The sequence below is a fragment of the Paracoccus fontiphilus genome, assembly GCF_017356265.1.
In the GTDB taxonomy this organism is placed as follows: domain Bacteria; phylum Pseudomonadota; class Alphaproteobacteria; order Rhodobacterales; family Rhodobacteraceae; genus Paracoccus; species Paracoccus fontiphilus.
The window spans coordinates 35,943-50,083 of sequence record NZ_JAFNAW010000004.1 but is presented as its reverse complement, the minus strand read 5'-3'; the positions used below and the strand labels follow the sequence as shown (position 1 = coordinate 50,083).

General features: G+C 68.9%; 13 protein-coding genes. 10 read left to right on the top strand and 3 right to left on the bottom strand.

From position 1 onward, the window contains the following. Window positions 1-19 precede the first annotated feature (19 nt). Window positions 20-781, bottom strand: coding sequence for a bifunctional sulfate adenylyltransferase/adenylylsulfate kinase (locus J0F76_RS02725; RefSeq protein WP_207465448.1), 762 nt, complete (start codon window positions 779-781; stop codon window positions 20-22). A gap of 85 nt (window positions 782-866) precedes the next feature. On the opposite strand from J0F76_RS02725, the gene J0F76_RS02720 reads away from it, so the two are divergent. Together J0F76_RS02720 and xylB are read left to right on the top strand one after the other, a co-directional pair. Beyond that, window positions 867-1,562 carry an HAD family hydrolase gene (locus tag J0F76_RS02720; RefSeq protein WP_207465446.1) on the top strand — a complete coding sequence of 232 codons (696 nt, stop codon included), beginning with the start codon at window positions 867-869 and terminating at the stop codon, window positions 1,560-1,562. A 48-nt stretch (window positions 1,563-1,610) separates the two neighbouring features. After that, complete coding sequence (xylB, locus tag J0F76_RS02715; protein WP_207465444.1) at window positions 1,611-3,062, top strand: xylulokinase; 1,452 nt, start codon at window positions 1,611-1,613, stop codon at window positions 3,060-3,062. Window positions 3,063-3,072: 10 nt separating this feature from the next. Here the strand turns inward: xylB and J0F76_RS02710 are convergent, their stop codons facing one another. Further along, a complete protein-coding gene (locus J0F76_RS02710) occupies window positions 3,073-4,362 on the bottom strand; it encodes an ATP-binding protein (RefSeq protein ID WP_207465442.1) in 1,290 nt (429 codons plus the stop codon). After that, entirely contained in the window at window positions 4,359-5,084 is a 726-nt protein-coding gene (locus tag J0F76_RS02705; RefSeq protein ID WP_207465440.1) for a response regulator, read from the bottom strand. Before J0F76_RS02705 ends, J0F76_RS02710 begins: the two co-directional genes overlap by 4 nt. A 213-nt stretch (window positions 5,085-5,297) precedes the next feature. Between J0F76_RS02705 and J0F76_RS02700 the strand changes: the two genes are divergently transcribed. The 8 genes from J0F76_RS02700 to J0F76_RS02665 all read left to right on the top strand — a co-directional run bounded on the left by J0F76_RS02700 (window position 5,298) and on the right by J0F76_RS02665 (window position 14,077). Continuing rightward, window positions 5,298-5,684, top strand: coding sequence for an RcnB family protein (locus J0F76_RS02700; protein ID WP_207465438.1), 387 nt, complete (start codon window positions 5,298-5,300; stop codon window positions 5,682-5,684). Window positions 5,685-5,708: 24 nt separating this feature from the next. Further along, window positions 5,709-6,935 carry an efflux RND transporter periplasmic adaptor subunit gene (locus J0F76_RS02695; RefSeq protein WP_207465436.1) on the top strand — a complete coding sequence of 409 codons (1,227 nt, stop codon included), beginning with the start codon at window positions 5,709-5,711 and terminating at the stop codon, window positions 6,933-6,935. A 3-nt stretch (window positions 6,936-6,938) separates the two neighbouring features. Beyond that, complete coding sequence (locus tag J0F76_RS02690; protein WP_207465433.1) at window positions 6,939-8,882, top strand: MacB family efflux pump subunit; 1,944 nt, start codon at window positions 6,939-6,941, stop codon at window positions 8,880-8,882. Between the two features lie 149 nt (window positions 8,883-9,031). Continuing rightward, complete coding sequence (locus J0F76_RS02685; protein WP_207465431.1) at window positions 9,032-10,006, top strand: tripartite tricarboxylate transporter substrate-binding protein; 975 nt, start codon at window positions 9,032-9,034, stop codon at window positions 10,004-10,006. Between the two features lie 51 nt (window positions 10,007-10,057). After that, window positions 10,058-10,522 (top strand): tripartite tricarboxylate transporter TctB family protein, encoded by a 465-nt coding sequence (locus J0F76_RS02680; protein WP_207465429.1) that lies wholly within the window; start codon window positions 10,058-10,060, stop codon window positions 10,520-10,522. 9 nt (window positions 10,523-10,531) lie between these two features. Further along, the gene (locus tag J0F76_RS02675) at window positions 10,532-12,040 is read left to right on the top strand and encodes a tripartite tricarboxylate transporter permease (RefSeq protein ID WP_207465427.1); all 1,509 of its coding nucleotides are present in this window, start codon (window positions 10,532-10,534) and stop codon (window positions 12,038-12,040) included. Between the two features lie 18 nt (window positions 12,041-12,058). Continuing rightward, complete coding sequence (locus J0F76_RS02670; RefSeq protein ID WP_207465425.1) at window positions 12,059-13,015, top strand: tripartite tricarboxylate transporter substrate binding protein; 957 nt, start codon at window positions 12,059-12,061, stop codon at window positions 13,013-13,015. Between the two features lie 78 nt (window positions 13,016-13,093). Continuing rightward, window positions 13,094-14,077, top strand: a complete 984-nt coding sequence (locus J0F76_RS02665) for a DUF808 domain-containing protein (protein WP_207465423.1) — start codon at window positions 13,094-13,096, stop codon at window positions 14,075-14,077. Window positions 14,078-14,141: the final 64 nt, after the last annotated feature.

Genomic DNA, 14,141 nt, shown 5'->3' with positions numbered 1-14,141 from the left:
GTATAGCTTTGGGTGGTCCTCAGGCCATCCCGTCCGGGATCGCCATCTGCACCCCGATGTCGTCCTGATGCCGGCGGTAGAGGTCCCGTGCCTCGGGATCGCCGTCCGGAACGAGATGCGTGGCCCCGTGGTTCCGCGCGACAAGGCCCTGCCACAACACCGCCCCCGGCCCTTGCGGAGGCGGCACGGGCAGCGGCGCAAGGATGGCGCCGGCGGGCGGGTCGATGGCGACCCCCGGCAGGGCCTGGATCAGCAGCGCCGCCCCAAGGCGCTGCGCAAGACGGGCTGCGGGGGCCACCTGGACCGCATGGCCCGGCTGGATCGCCAGAACCCGGTCGATGCCGCGCTGGCGGAACATGGCGCGCAGGTCGTTCGGGGTCATGCCGCCGGTGGGCCGCCGCAGCCCCTTGACCTTGCCGCCCAGCAGCGCCGGATCGCCCCAGCGGTCGGTCACGGACATGACCGCCAGCACCGCGCCGCCCCTATCGCGCAGGGCGATGTCGTCGCCCGGCTGCACTCGGTCCGCGAAGTCGGCACTGACCTGCAAGGCCAGCGGCACCGGCCACGGCGCGAACGCCCCCTGTTCGACCGCCCGGTGGTCCGCCTCGGTCATGTAGCCGCGCAGCGGGGCAAGGCCGCCGTTCATCAGCAGGCCCAACTCTCCGGCTTGCCGCCCGTCAAGGCTCCAGGCGGGCAGCCGGGCCGCCTCGGCCAGCAGCGCGCCTGCGGCGTCGGGGGATACGTAAAGCTCTCGGACAGGTTGGTGATGGGACTGTGTCATGCCGCAGCCCTAGCCTGTCGGGCGCGGTTTGTCATCCGGCCGCGATGCGTGTAGAGCTTGCCCGTTATCGCCAACAGGAGACCGCATGTCCCATATCCGCGCCGTGATCTTCGACATGGACGGCTGCCTTGTGGACAGCGAGCCGATGTCGCTGGAAACCCTGTCCGACATGATGGCGGCCGAAGGGCTGCACGCCACGCCGAACGATTTGCGCAAGCGGTTCCTGGGTATGTCGATCCAGGCCATCGTCAGCCACATTGCCGAGGCGCTGGACCGCCCCGACCTGCCCGACTTCGCCCGCGATTTCGAGGAACGGCTGCTGGCCCGCTATCCGGCCGAGCTGCGGGTGATCCCCGGCATTCCGGCGCTGCTGGACGATCTGGCGGCGCAGGGCGTCGCGGTCGCCATCGCCACCGGAAGCTCGGTCCGTCGCCTGGGGATCACGCTGGATGTTGCGGGGCTGGCGGATCGTTTCGGCGCCCGCGTTTTCAGCGCCGACCAGGTCAAGCGCGGCAAGCCCGCCCCCGACCTGTTCCTGCTGGCCGCGGACCGCCTGGGCATCCTGCCCGGGGCCTGCGCGGTGATGGAGGATTCGCCCCATGGCGTCGCGGGGGCGCGGGCCGCCGGAATGCGCGCCGTGGGTTTCACCGGCGGCAGCCATCTGGACGGGATGCGCGACGATCACGCCCGGCGCCTGGCGGATGCCGGGGCGGCCGTGGTGCTGCCGGGTCTGTCCGGCATGGCCGAGGCGCTGCTGGACCGACAGCGGACCGGCGTTTGACGCCTTCCGGCCTTTCGGCAAGATAGCGGCATCTTGAAGGGGACTAGCATGAGTTTTCTGGGTATCGACCTTGGCACTTCGGGCCTGCGCGCGCTGCTGGTGGACGGCGGCGGCAGGCCGGTCGGCTCGACCGAGCGGCATTATCCCGTCCGCCATCCCCATTCCGGCTGGTCCGAACAGGACCCGGCCGACTGGATCGCGGCGCTTGACGATGCCGTTGCCGAACTGCGCGACCGTCACCCCGAATTCGCGGACCTGCGCGGCATCGGCGTGGCCGGCCACATGCACGGCGCCACGCTGCTGGACGCGGGCGACCGCGTGATCCGTCCCTGCATCCTGTGGAACGACACCCGCAGCCATGCCGAGGCCGCGCGGCTGGACGGCACCCCCGGCCTGCGCGAACTGTCGGGCAATATCGTATTTCCGGGCTTCACCGCCCCCAAGCTGGAATGGGTCCGCCGGCACGAGCCGGAAAACCATGCCCGCATCGCCCGCGTCCTGCTGCCTGCCGCCTACCTGAACCTGCATCTGACGGGCGAACACGTCTCGGATCTGTCGGATGCGGCGGGAACGTCCTGGCTGGATACCGGCGCGCGCGACTGGTCCGACGCGCTGCTGGAGGCGGGCCACATGCGGCGCGACCAGATGCCGCGGCTGGTCGAGGGATCGGCCCCCGCCGGGCAACTGCGCCCGGACCTGGCGCAGGCCTGGGGCCTGTCGCATCCGGTGGTGGTGGCGGGCGGCGCGGGCGACAACGCCGCCGCCGCTTGCGGCATCGGCGCCATGGCCGAGGGTCAGGGCTTCGTATCGCTGGGCACGTCCGGCGTGCTGCTGGCGGCGCGCGACGGCTATCACCCGGCGCCCGCCACGGCCCTGCACACCTTCTGCCATGCGGTGCCCGGCACCTGGTACCAGATGGGCGTGATGCTGTCGGCGACCGACAGCCTCAACTGGCTGTCGCAGATCACCGGCGCGCGTCCCGCCGACCTGACGGCCGGTCTGGGCGACGACCTGCTGGCGCCCAGCGCCGTGCGCTTCCTGCCATACCTGTCCGGCGAGCGGACCCCGCACAACGACGCGGTCATCCGTGGCGCCTTCACGGGCCTTGGATCGGGGACCACGCGCGACGACATGACCCGCGCCGTTCTGGAAGGCGTGGCCTTCGGGCTGCGCGACAGCCACGAGGCGCTGAAGGCCACCGGCGCCCGGCTGGACCGGATGATGGCCATCGGCGGGGGCGCCCGGTCGCGCTATTGGCTGCGCGTGATCGCCACCACGCTGGACGTGACCCTGACCCTGCCCGCCGATGGCGAGTTCGGCGCGGCCCTGGGTGCGGCGCGCCTGGGCATGGTGGCGGCAGGCGCGGGCAGCGTGGCCCAGGTCATGACGGCGCCCGACGTGGTCGAGGAGATCGCCCCGGAAACAGCCCTGCGCGACCGTTTCGACGCGGCCTACCAGGCGTTCCGGGCGGCCTATCCGGCGATCCGCGACATCCAGTAGGAAGCCCGCCTCAGCCGCGCTTGCAGGAACCGTTCCGGTCTGAAACCGGCCATGCCCGCGCCGGCAGCACCACCCGCTGCCGCAGGCCCCCCGCCTGCATGTTCGCCAGCGTGACCGCGCCGCCCAACTGGTCGATGATCTGCCGCGCGATCGCCATGCCCAGGCCCGCGCCGGGCAGGGCCTTGCGGCGGCCCTCGTCCACGCGGAAGAAGGGCTCGAAGGCGCGTTCCATCAGGGGCTCGGGGATGCCGGGGCCGTCATCCTCGATCACCAGTTCGGCGCGGTCGACCTGGCGCGACAGGCTGACGCGGGCGGCCTTGCCGTGGGTCGCGGCGTTGATCACCAGGTTGCGGACGGCACGCTTCAGCAACAAGGGGTCCGCCGTGACCGTCACCGGCGCCAGGGACGCGACCGTCACGCGATAGCCCAGGGCGCCAAGCTCCTGCGCCACGTCGCCCACCAGCCGGTCCAGCCGCAGATCCTGGGCGGCGGCCTGCGTCACCTCGTCCCGGACCAGGCGGATGGCGCTGTCGGCGATGGCGTCAAGCTCGGCCAGGTCGGCAAGCCATTTTTCCCGCTCGTCGTCATCCTCGACGAATTCGGCGCGCAGGCGCATCCGGGTCATGGGGGTGCGCAGGTCGTGGCCTGCCGCCGCGACCAGCCGCATCCGGCTTTCCATGGCGGATTTCAGCCGCGCCGACAGGTGGTTCAGCGCGCGCGCCGTGGCTTGCGTTTCCGGCAGCCCGGTTTCGGGGATCGGCACCAGCACGCCGTCGCGGCCGATGCGGTCCACGGCGTTTTCCAGGATGCGCAAGGGCCCGGTGATCCGCGTGGCGGCGATCAGCGAAACGGCCGTGGCGCCGGTGACGATCAGCGCCATCCAAGCCCCGAAGATGCGCCATCCCCCGCGCGGAGGACGCAGGTCGGGCAAGGGCAGCACCAGCCACCGATCCCCCAGATCGACCGAGATCCGCATTGTCGTGCCCTGCGGATCTGCGGTCACGACCAGCGGATGCTGCATCCCTTGCCGACCCAGAACCCGCGTCCATCGCCCGGTGGAACGTTCCTCGGGCAGCCCCGGCGCGGGCGCATCGGCAAAGACGATGCCTGCCCCGGCGGCGGCTTGGGGATCGGCCTCGGCGAAGCGGACGTTCCAGGCGATCTGGCGGGCGACGGGGATGGTCGCGGTTTCCGGCAGCGGGCGCTGCATCATCTGCATCGCCACCAGCGTCGCCAGCGCGATCACCACGACGATCGCCAGGATCATGAAGCCCGCGATGCGATTGCGAAGCGAGGTCACGGCTCGGTCTTCTCGGCCTGCACGGGCACGGCAAGCTGGTAGCCGCCGTTGCGCACCGTCTTGAAGATCATGGGCCCCGCATCCGAGGACAGCTTGCGGCGAAGCCTGCTCATCAGCACGTCGATCGAACGGTCAAGCGGATCGCGGTCCCGGCCCTGCGTCAGGTCCAGCAGCAGGTCGCGGGACAGGACCCGGCCCGGCCGTTCCAGAAAGACCATCAGCAGGTCGAACTCGGCCCCGGTCAGGTCGATGTCCATCCCGCCCGCCACGACGCGCCGCTGGTCCGGCATGGCCTGAAGCCCGGCGAAGCAGTAGCTGCGTGCAGGCTCGGCCGGCGCCGCATCCTCGGGGCTGCTGCGGCGCAACACGGCGCGGATGCGGGCGGTCAACTCGCGTGGATTGAAGGGCTTGCCCAGATAGTCGTCGGCGCCGATCTCCAGCCCGACGATGCGGTCCACGTCCTCCTTCAGCGCGGTCAGCAGGATCACGGGCACGCGCGGGCGCTGGTCCTGCAGGCTGCGGCAGATCTCCAGTCCCGTGCCGTCGGGCAGCATCACGTCCAGCACGATCAGGTCGGGGCGCGCGTCCGCCACGCGGGCCATGCAGTCGCGCCGGTCCTGCGCGGTGGTGACGCGAAAGCCCTGCCCGCCCAGATAGCGCGCCAGCAGGCTGCGGATTTCAGCGTCGTCATCGACGACAAGGATGTGCGGGCTGCCGGTCATCGGGGTCCTGATTGTCTGTTGCCAAGCGACTATAGCCGCGCCGCGCGGGCGCTGCGGCGAAATTTGCAACGGACTGTTTCCGGCGCGGCGCTGGAAACCTTTGTTTACAAATCGGCGCTGCGCGGAAACCTTTCGATACGCGCCGGACGAACGCGGGACAAGGTCATGGCCTAGAACCTGCCCTTGTCGCAATCGATCCGAAAGACCCACGCCATGAAACGGCTTCTTCTTGCAGCCCTGGTCGGCCTGACCGCCCTTCCCGCCCTGCCCGCCGTCGCGAAGGAAACACCGCGCTGCGAGCGTCAGGACCGGCATCGCGACTGTCCGCCGCAGGCGGGACGCGAGGGGAAAGGCCCCCGGCACCACAACGAGGGCCGTCCCGCGCCGCGCCATGCGGGCGACGACCGTCGCGCCGAACCCGGCCGCGACTGGCAGCCGGGCCAGACCTACAAGGGCCGCGGCGACCGGATCGACCATCGCCGGGCCGACCTGCCCCGGCCGCCCCGGGGCCAGCATTGGATTCGCGATGGCGAGCGCTATCTTCTGGTGTCAGACGGCAGCGGCGTCATCCGCCACGTCATGGCCCGCGCGCTGCGCTGAGGACGGGAAGGCAAGGACAGGCTCATGCGGTTTCGGTTTCGTCACGGAGTGATCGGGCTTGCCCTGTGCGGGGCGCTTGCGGCGACGGCGGCCGCCGTCGGCATCGGCCAACCCACCGGCAGCGGCGACGCGCAGGTGCTGACCACCCCCGTCACCCGCAGCGACATCGAGGTGTCGGTGCTGGCGCAGGGCACGATCAAGCCGCGCAATCTGGTGGCGGTCGGCGCCCAGGCCTCGGGCCGGATCACCCGCATTGCCGTTGAGCTGGGGCAGACAGTCAGAAAGGGCGACCTGATCGCGGAAATCGACTCGGTCAGCCAGCAGAACGCGCTGAAGTCCGCGCAGTCTGATCTGGCCGTCGCCCGCGCCCAGCGGGTCGAGCGGGAATCGACACTGGATCTGGCGCAGCGCACGCTGAAGCGGCTGGAAACGTTGCAGCGCAGCAACCTGACCCTGCAGAACGAATATGACACGGCGGTGTCCGATGTCGCCGTTGCCAAGGCCCAGATCGAGGCGCTGGATGCCCAGATCGCCCAGGCCGCCGTCGCCATCGAAACCGCCGAGGCGAACCTTGGCTATACCCGCATCACCGCGCCCAGCGACGGGACCGTGCTGGCGATCACCGCCCAGCAGGGCCAGACGGTGAACGCCATGCAATCCGCGCCGACCATCGCGGTCCTGGGCGACCTGACGCAGATGGAGGTGTTTGCCGAGATCTCGGAGGCCGACATCGGCCAGGTCGAGCCCGGCCAGAAGGTGTGGTTCACGGTGCTTGGCGCCCCCAACCGCCGCTACGACGGGGTACTGGAGACCGTGGCCCCCGCGCCCGAATCCATCGTCAACGACAGCAGCATCAGCGGCAGCAGCGCATCATCGACCAGCGCCACATCCGAGGCGATCTATTACAACGGCCGCTTCACCGTGCCGAACCCGGACGGCAAGCTGCGCACCTACATGACGGCCGAGGTGCATATCGTCATGGGATCGGCCAAGGACGTTCTGACGGTGCCATCCATCGCGCTGGGCACGCCCGACCGCGACGGCCGCTATCGCCTGCAGGTCGAGGGAAGCGACGGCACGCTGTCCGAACGCGTCGTCAGCGTCGGGCTGAACGACAAGGTCATGGCCGAGATCACCGAAGGCCTGGCCGAGGGCGAGAAGATCGTGACCGGCACGGGCGCGTCAGAGGATGCGGGCCGCCCGTCCGGCCGCAATCCGCTGGGCGGGATGCCGCGCGGGATGCGGGGCTGAGCCATGGACCAGCCGATCATCCAGTTGTCCGGGATCGGGCGAAGCTATCCGTCGGGCGACGGCAGCCTGACCGTGTTGCGCGACGTGGACCTGTCGATCCGCCCCGGCGAGTTCGTGGCGATCATCGGCGCATCCGGCTCGGGCAAGACGACGCTGATGAACATCCTGGGCTGCCTGGACCGGCCCAGCACCGGCACCTACCGCTTCGCGGGCCAGGACATCGGCGCGCTGGACAGCGCGGGCCTGGCGGTGCTGCGGCGCGAGCGTTTCGGCTTCATCTTTCAGCGATACCACCTGCTGCCGGAACTGACCGCCCTGGGCAACGTGGAGATCCCGGCCGTCTATCGCGGCGAGGCCGTGTCGGCGCGGCGCAGGCGTGCCGCGCAGCTTCTGGACCGGCTTGGCCTCGGCACGCGGCTGGATCACCGCCCGGCGGCCCTGTCGGGCGGCCAGCAGCAGCGGGTGTCCATTGCCCGCGCGCTGATCAACGACGCCAGCGTCATCCTTGCGGACGAACCGACCGGCGCGCTGGACAGCCACAGCGGCGAGGAAGTGCTGTCGATCCTGTCCGAACTGAACGCGGACGGCCGCACGATCATCATCGTCACCCATGACCCCAAGGTCGCCGCCCGCGCCCGCCGCATCATCGAGATCAGTGACGGCAACATCATCGCCGACCGCCAGAACCAGCCCGAGTCTGCGTCCGTCCGCCGCGAAAAGGCCGGAAAAGAGGCATCCGCCCTGCCCGGCAGCGCGTTCTGGGAGGCGCTGCGCATGGCGCTGGTGTCGATGCGCGCCCACAAGCTGCGCAGCTTCCTGACCATGCTGGGGATCATCATCGGCATCGCCTCCGTCGTGTCGGTGGTGGCGCTTGGCGAAGGATCGCGCCAGCAGGTGCTGGCAAACATCTCCAGCCTGGGCACCAACACGCTGGAGGTCTTTCCGGGCCGCGACTTCGGCGACATGCGGTCCGGACGCATCAAGACGCTGGTGGCGTCCGACGCCGAAGCTGTGGCGCGATTGCCCTTTGTGGCAGCGGCAACCCCCGGAACGGCGGCCACGGCCACGATCCGCTTCGGCGCGGCCGAGGCGAATGCCCAGATCAGCGGTGTCGGCGGGGATTACTTCACCGTCACCGGGTCCAGGATCATCGCCGGGCGCGGCTTCGGCCCCACGGCCATCGCCCGCATGGCGCAAGAGGTGGTGATCGACACCAACACCCGCGACAGCCTGTTTCCGGACCGTCCCGACAGCGGCGTGGGCCAGGTGATCCATGCGAGCAACGCGCTGCTGCGCGTCGTGGGCGTGGCGGAAATCGCATCTCGCGGGCCGGGCGGCAGCCAGAGCCTGCGGCTCTACGCGCCCTATACCACCGTGCAGGCGCGCTATCTGGGCACCTCCACCCTGTCCAGCCTGACCCTGCGCATCGCGGACGACGCGGACATGGGCGCCGCGCAGGACGCCGTGACCGACTTCCTGACGCAGCGGCACGGCACGCAGGATTTCTTCATCGTCAACACCGACGAGATCCGCCAGACCATCACCAGCACCACCGGGACGCTGACGCTGCTGGTCTCGGCCATCGCCGTGATCTCGCTTGTGGTGGGGGGCATCGGGGTGATGAACATCATGCTGGTGTCGGTCACGGAACGCGTGGGGGAAATCGGGCTGCGCATGGCGGTCGGCGCGCGGCGCAGCGACATCCTGCAGCAGTTCCTGATCGAGGCCGTGCTGGTCTGCATGATCGGCGGCGTGCTGGGGATCGCGGCGGCGCTTGGCTTCAACCTGGTCTTCGACCGGCTGAACACCAGCTTCACGATGATCCAGTCCCCCGACGCCATGATCGCGGCGCTGGTCAGTTCCACCCTGATCGGCATCACCTTCGGCTTCCTGCCCGCGCGAAGCGCCTCGCGCCTGGATCCGGTGGCCGCGCTGTCCAAGGGATAGTACCCGCATCTGCATGACGCAGCGGAAACAAGCTGGAACGTTAAGGACTTCGGAAAGAAATCATTTGTGTCCTGCCGGATTGCTGTCGCAATCTGATCGCAGAACGACGGCACGGAGGAGCGTGCCGACCGATCCATCCGGGAGGACACATGACCGCTTCGAAACTGATCGGCGCGCTTTTCGCCGCCACCATCCTGACCGCGCCCGCATTCGCCCAAGGCTATCCCGAACGCCAGATCACCATGGTCGTGCCCTTTGCGGCCGGCGGTCCCACCGACACGGTTGCCCGCCTGGTCGCCGAACGCATGTCCGAGGATCTGGGCCAGCAGATCGTCGTCGAAAACGTCGGCGGCGCGGGCGGCACGCTGGGCGCGGGCCGGGTCGCCAAGGCGGAAGCCGACGGATACACGGTGCTGCTGCACCACATCGGCATGGCGACATCCGCCACGCTGTATCGCAACCTGGCCTATGACACGCTGAACGCCTTCGACTATGTGGGCCTCGTTACCGAGGTGCCGATGGTCGTGACCGCCCGGCAGGATTTCGAACCCGCCGATTTCCCGGCCTTTGTCGAATACGTCAAGGCGAACGCCGATTCGCTGACGCTGGCCAATGCAGGCATCGGGGCGGCCAGCCACCTCTGCGGGATGCTGCTGATGCAGGCGCTGGAAGCGCCCCTGGTGACGGTCCCCTACAAGGGCACCGGCCCCGCGATGACCGACCTGCTTGGCGGCCAGGTGGACATCATGTGCGACCAGACCACCAACACCACCCAGCAGATCAAGGGCGGCACGATCAAGGCCTATGCCGTGACCACGCCCGAACGCCTGGACCTGTTCCCCGACCTGCCCACGGCGGCCGAATCCGGGTTCGAGGCGATGCAGTTCGGCATCTGGCACGGCATCTATACCCCCAAGGGCACCCCGCCCGAGGTGAACCAGCGCCTGTCGGAATCGCTGCAAAAGGCCCTTGCCGACGAGGGCGTGACCAAGGCCATGGCCGACCTGGGCACCGCGCCCTCGCCCGCCGCAGACGCCACGCCCGAGGCGCTGAAGGCCAAGCTGGAAGCCGAGATCGCCCGCTGGAAGCCGGTGATCGAGGCTGCGGGCGTCTACGCCGACTGACCCGACTGCCCCGCCGCCACGCCGGCGGCGGGTTTCCGGCATGGGGGGATCATGTCCACGAAACCGAAAGACGACACCGACATCGCTGCCGGATTGCTGCTGATGGCCGCCGCCGGCTTTTTCGGCTGGCAATCGCTGGGGCTGGAGATGGGAACCTCGATCCGCATGGGGCCGGGCTATTTTCCGATGGTCCTGTCGGGGCTGCTGTTCATCCTGGGCGCGGTGATCCTGTTCAAGGCCTTCGGGCGGCCGGATGACGAGCCCTTCGGGCGCATCGCCTGGCGCGGCATCCTGTTCATCCTGCCCGCGCCGATCTTCTTCGGCCTGACCGTGCGCGGCCTGGGCTTCGTGCCAGCGCTGTTCATCACCACGCTGATCGCCAGCCAAGCCTCGGTGCGGATGCGGCCCCTGGCGGCGCTGGTGCTGGCGGTGGCGGTCACGGTGCTGGCGACGCTGGTCTTCTCCTACGGCCTGGGCCTGCCCTTCCGGCGCTTCGGCCCCTGGCTTCCGCTGTAAGGGGCGCGCATGGACCTGCTATCCAACCTCGCGCTGGGCTTCGGCGTCGCCTCGTCGCTGGCGAACCTGGCCTTCTGCCTGATCGGGGTCCTGTTGGGCACGCTGATCGGGGTGCTGCCCGGCATCGGCGCCACCGCCACCATCGCCATGCTGCTGCCGATCACCTTCCAGTTGGAACCCGTGTCCTCGCTGATCATGCTGGCGGGGATCTATTACGGCGCGCAATACGGCGGATCGACCACGGCGATCCTGATCAACATGCCGGGCGAAAGCAGTTCCGCCGTGACGGCCATCGACGGCTACCAGATGGCGCGCAAGGGACGCGCGGGCACGGCGCTGGCTGTCGCCGCCATCGGCTCGTTCTTCGCGGGGTCGGTCGCGACCTTCCTGGTGGCGATCTTCGCGCCCCCGCTGACCGCCATCGCGCTGGAATTCGGCGCGGCGGAATACTTCAGCCTGATGGTCATGGGCCTGGTGATGTCGGTGGCGCTGGCCCACGGATCGGTGCTGAAGGCGCTGGCGATGGTCGTCCTTGGCCTGCTCCTGGGCATGGTCGGCACCGACGTCTATACCGGCGCGCCTCGCTTCACCCTGGGTATGACGCAGTTCGCCGACGGGCTGAACTTCGTGGCCGTGGCCGTTGGCGTCTTCGGCATCGCCGAGATCCTGCGCAACCTGGAGGACGAGCACGACCGCGAGGTGATGACCAGGAACATCACCCGCCTGTTCCCCACCCGGGACGAGTTCCGCCAGATGGTCGGCCCGGTGCTGCGCGGCACGGGCGTGGGGTCGGTGCTGGGCATCCTGCCCGGCGGCGGCGCGATCCTGGCGGCCTTTGCCAGTTACACGGTCGAAAAGAAGCTGTCCAAGCATCCCGAGGAGTTCGGCAAGGGCGCGCTCGCCGGGGTCGCGGGGCCGGAAAGCGCCAACAACGCGGGGGCGCAGACCTCCTTCATCCCGCTGCTGACGCTGGGCATTCCCGCCAATCCGGTCATGGCGCTGATGATCGGCGCGATGATCATCCAGGGCATCGTGCCCGGCCCGAACGTGGTGTCCGAACAGCCCGAACTGTTCTGGGGCATCATCGCGTCGATGTGGATCGGCAACCTGATGCTGGTCGTGCTGAACCTGCCGTTGATCGGGTTGTGGGTGAAGCTGCTGACGGTGCCCTATTACGTGCTGTTCCCGATCATCATGGCGATGTGCTCGATCGGGGTCTATTCCGTCAACTCGAACCCCTACGACCTGTTCGCGGTCGCATTCTTCGGCCTGCTGGGATACGTCATGTCCAAGCTGCGCTGCGAACCCGCGCCGCTGCTGCTGGGCTTCGTCCTCGGCCCGCTGCTGGAGGAAAACCTGCGCCGCGCCATGATCCTGTCGCGCGGCGATCCCACCACCTTCGTCACCCGCCCGATCAGCGCGGGCCTGCTGGTCCTGTCGCTGGCGATCCTGGTGCTGGTCTTCTTGCCCCAGATCCGCAAGCGTCGGGACGAGGTCTTCACCGAAAGCGACGCCTGAACCATGAAAGGACTGCCCATGATCACCCGCCGCATCCTGCTGGCCTCGACCCTTGCCCTCGGCCTTGCCGGGGCCGCCGCCGCCGAATTTCCTGATCGCCAGATCACCCTGGTCATTCCCTTCGCCGCCGGAGGGTCCACCGACGTGGTGGGCCGCATCGTCGCCGAACGCATGGGGCAAGAACTGGGCCAGCAGATCGTCGTGCAGAACGTCGGTGGCGCGGGCGGCAGCCTGGGGGCGGGTCAGGTCGCCAAGGCGGATGCCGACGGCTACACGATCCTGATGGGCACGGTCGCGACCCACGCCCTGAACCCGCTGATCCTGAAACAGAAGCCCTATGACCCGGTCGCAGACTTCGCCCCGGTATCGCTGCTGGTGCTGGTGCCGAACGTGCTGGCGGTCAATCCCGAAATGCCGGTCAACACGGTGCAGGAACTGATCGACCTCGCCAAGACCGACCCGCTGGCCTATGCCTCGTCCGGCAACGGCACACCGCTGCACCTGTCGGGCGAACTGTTCAAGTCCATGGCCGGGGTGCAGATCGACCACATCCCCTACAAGGGCTCGGGCCCCGCGCTGACCGACGTGCTGGGCAACCAAGTGCCGATCATCTTCGACAACCTGCCCTCGGCGTCCAGCCATATCACCAGCGGCAAGCTGCGCGCGCTTGGCGTGACGACGGCAGAACGCGCCCCCAGCTTCCCCGACGTGCCCGCCATCGCGGAAACCCTGCCGGGATACGAAACCTATTCGTGGAACGCGCTGTTCGCCCCCGCAGGCACCCCGCCGGAAGCCATCGAGGCGCTTGCCGCCGCCGCCAAGGCCACCATGGCCGACCCTGCCGTGGCCGGACGCATGGCCGAGTTCTCGGCCACCATCGTCGCATCCACCCCAGATGAACTGGCGGAGCACGTCAAGGCCGAGATGGCGAAGTGGGAGCCGGTGGTGAAGGACGCGAACGTCAGCATGGATTGAACCAACCGGCCCCGCGGGGGTTTGCTTCCGGCGTGATTCACGGCAAGGATCGCGCCGGATACAGCCGATGGGGGATGGATGAGCGGACTTCTGGCACTTCTGGACGATGTGGCCTCGATATCCAAGGTCGCGGCGGCGTCCATCGACGACGTGACGGGGCAGGCCGTCAAGGCCGGGGCCAAGGCGGCGGGCGCGGTGATCGACGATGCGGCGGTAACGCCGAAATACGTCCACGGGTTTGATGCAAGCCGCGAAATCCCCATCGTCTGGAAGATCGCGCGCGGATCGCTGTTCAACAAGCTGGTGATCCTGCTGCCGGTGGCGCTGCTGCTGTCTTCGTTTGCGCCTTGGGCCATTTCCCCGCTGCTGATGCTGGGGGGCGCCTATCTGTGCTACGAGGGCGCCGAGAAGGTGGCCCATGCGCTCGGCTACGGCGACAGCCATGACAGCGAGGAACACACCCACCCCGAAGGCGACGGCGCCGCGCTGGAGGAAGCGCGCGTGGCGGGCGCGATCAAGACCGACTTCATCCTGTCGGCCGAGATCATGACCATCGCCCTTGCCACCATCCCGGCCAGCGATACGCTGGCGATGCGGGCGCTGATCCTGGCGGTGGTCGCCGTGGGCATCACCGCGGCCGTTTACGGCTTTGTCGCGCTGATCGTGAAGGCGGACGACGCGGGCGTGCATCTGGCGACGCGGCAGAACGGCCTGTCCTCGGCCATCGGGCGGGGCATCGTCAAGGTGATGCCCGGCTTCATGAAGACCCTGACGGTGGTGGGCACCGCCGCGATGATCTGGGTCGGCGGCCAGATCGTGCTGCATGGGCTGGCGGAACTGGGCTGGCACGGCCCCTATGACTGGGTCCACCACCAGGCCGAGGCGGCGGCCCACGCCGTCCCGCAGGCGCCGGGCCTGACGGCCTGGGCCGTGACCGCGTTCTTCGACGGCATTTTCGGCCTTGTCCTGGGACTGATCCTGATCCCGATTGCCCATTATGTGGTGAATCCGGTCCTGCAAGCCACCGTGGTGCCGCTGATGGCCCGGCTGCGGGGTGCGTAGGCAACGCCGTTCTTGTTTCGTTCACGTCAGCCCCGTGCTAGGATGAGGCGAGTTTCCAGAACGG

Excerpts from the sequence above, each read along its gene's own strand:
- J0F76_RS02725 (WP_207465448.1), bottom strand. The coding sequence starts at position 781 with ATGACACAGTCCCATCACCAACCTGTCCGAGAGCTTTACGTATCCCCC.
- J0F76_RS02720 (WP_207465446.1), top strand. The coding sequence starts at position 867 with ATGTCCCATATCCGCGCCGTGATCTTCGACATGGACGGCTGCCTTGTG.
- xylB (WP_207465444.1), top strand. The coding sequence starts at position 1,611 with ATGAGTTTTCTGGGTATCGACCTTGGCACTTCGGGCCTGCGCGCGCTG.
- J0F76_RS02705 (WP_207465440.1), bottom strand. The coding sequence starts at position 5,084 with ATGACCGGCAGCCCGCACATCCTTGTCGTCGATGACGACGCTGAAATC.
- J0F76_RS02700 (WP_207465438.1), top strand. The coding sequence starts at position 5,298 with ATGAAACGGCTTCTTCTTGCAGCCCTGGTCGGCCTGACCGCCCTTCCC.
- J0F76_RS02695 (WP_207465436.1), top strand. The coding sequence starts at position 5,709 with ATGCGGTTTCGGTTTCGTCACGGAGTGATCGGGCTTGCCCTGTGCGGG.
- J0F76_RS02690 (WP_207465433.1), top strand. The coding sequence starts at position 6,939 with ATGGACCAGCCGATCATCCAGTTGTCCGGGATCGGGCGAAGCTATCCG.
- J0F76_RS02685 (WP_207465431.1), top strand. The coding sequence starts at position 9,032 with ATGACCGCTTCGAAACTGATCGGCGCGCTTTTCGCCGCCACCATCCTG.
- J0F76_RS02680 (WP_207465429.1), top strand. The coding sequence starts at position 10,058 with ATGTCCACGAAACCGAAAGACGACACCGACATCGCTGCCGGATTGCTG.
- J0F76_RS02675 (WP_207465427.1), top strand. The coding sequence starts at position 10,532 with ATGGACCTGCTATCCAACCTCGCGCTGGGCTTCGGCGTCGCCTCGTCG.
- J0F76_RS02670 (WP_207465425.1), top strand. The coding sequence starts at position 12,059 with ATGATCACCCGCCGCATCCTGCTGGCCTCGACCCTTGCCCTCGGCCTT.
- J0F76_RS02665 (WP_207465423.1), top strand. The coding sequence starts at position 13,094 with ATGAGCGGACTTCTGGCACTTCTGGACGATGTGGCCTCGATATCCAAG.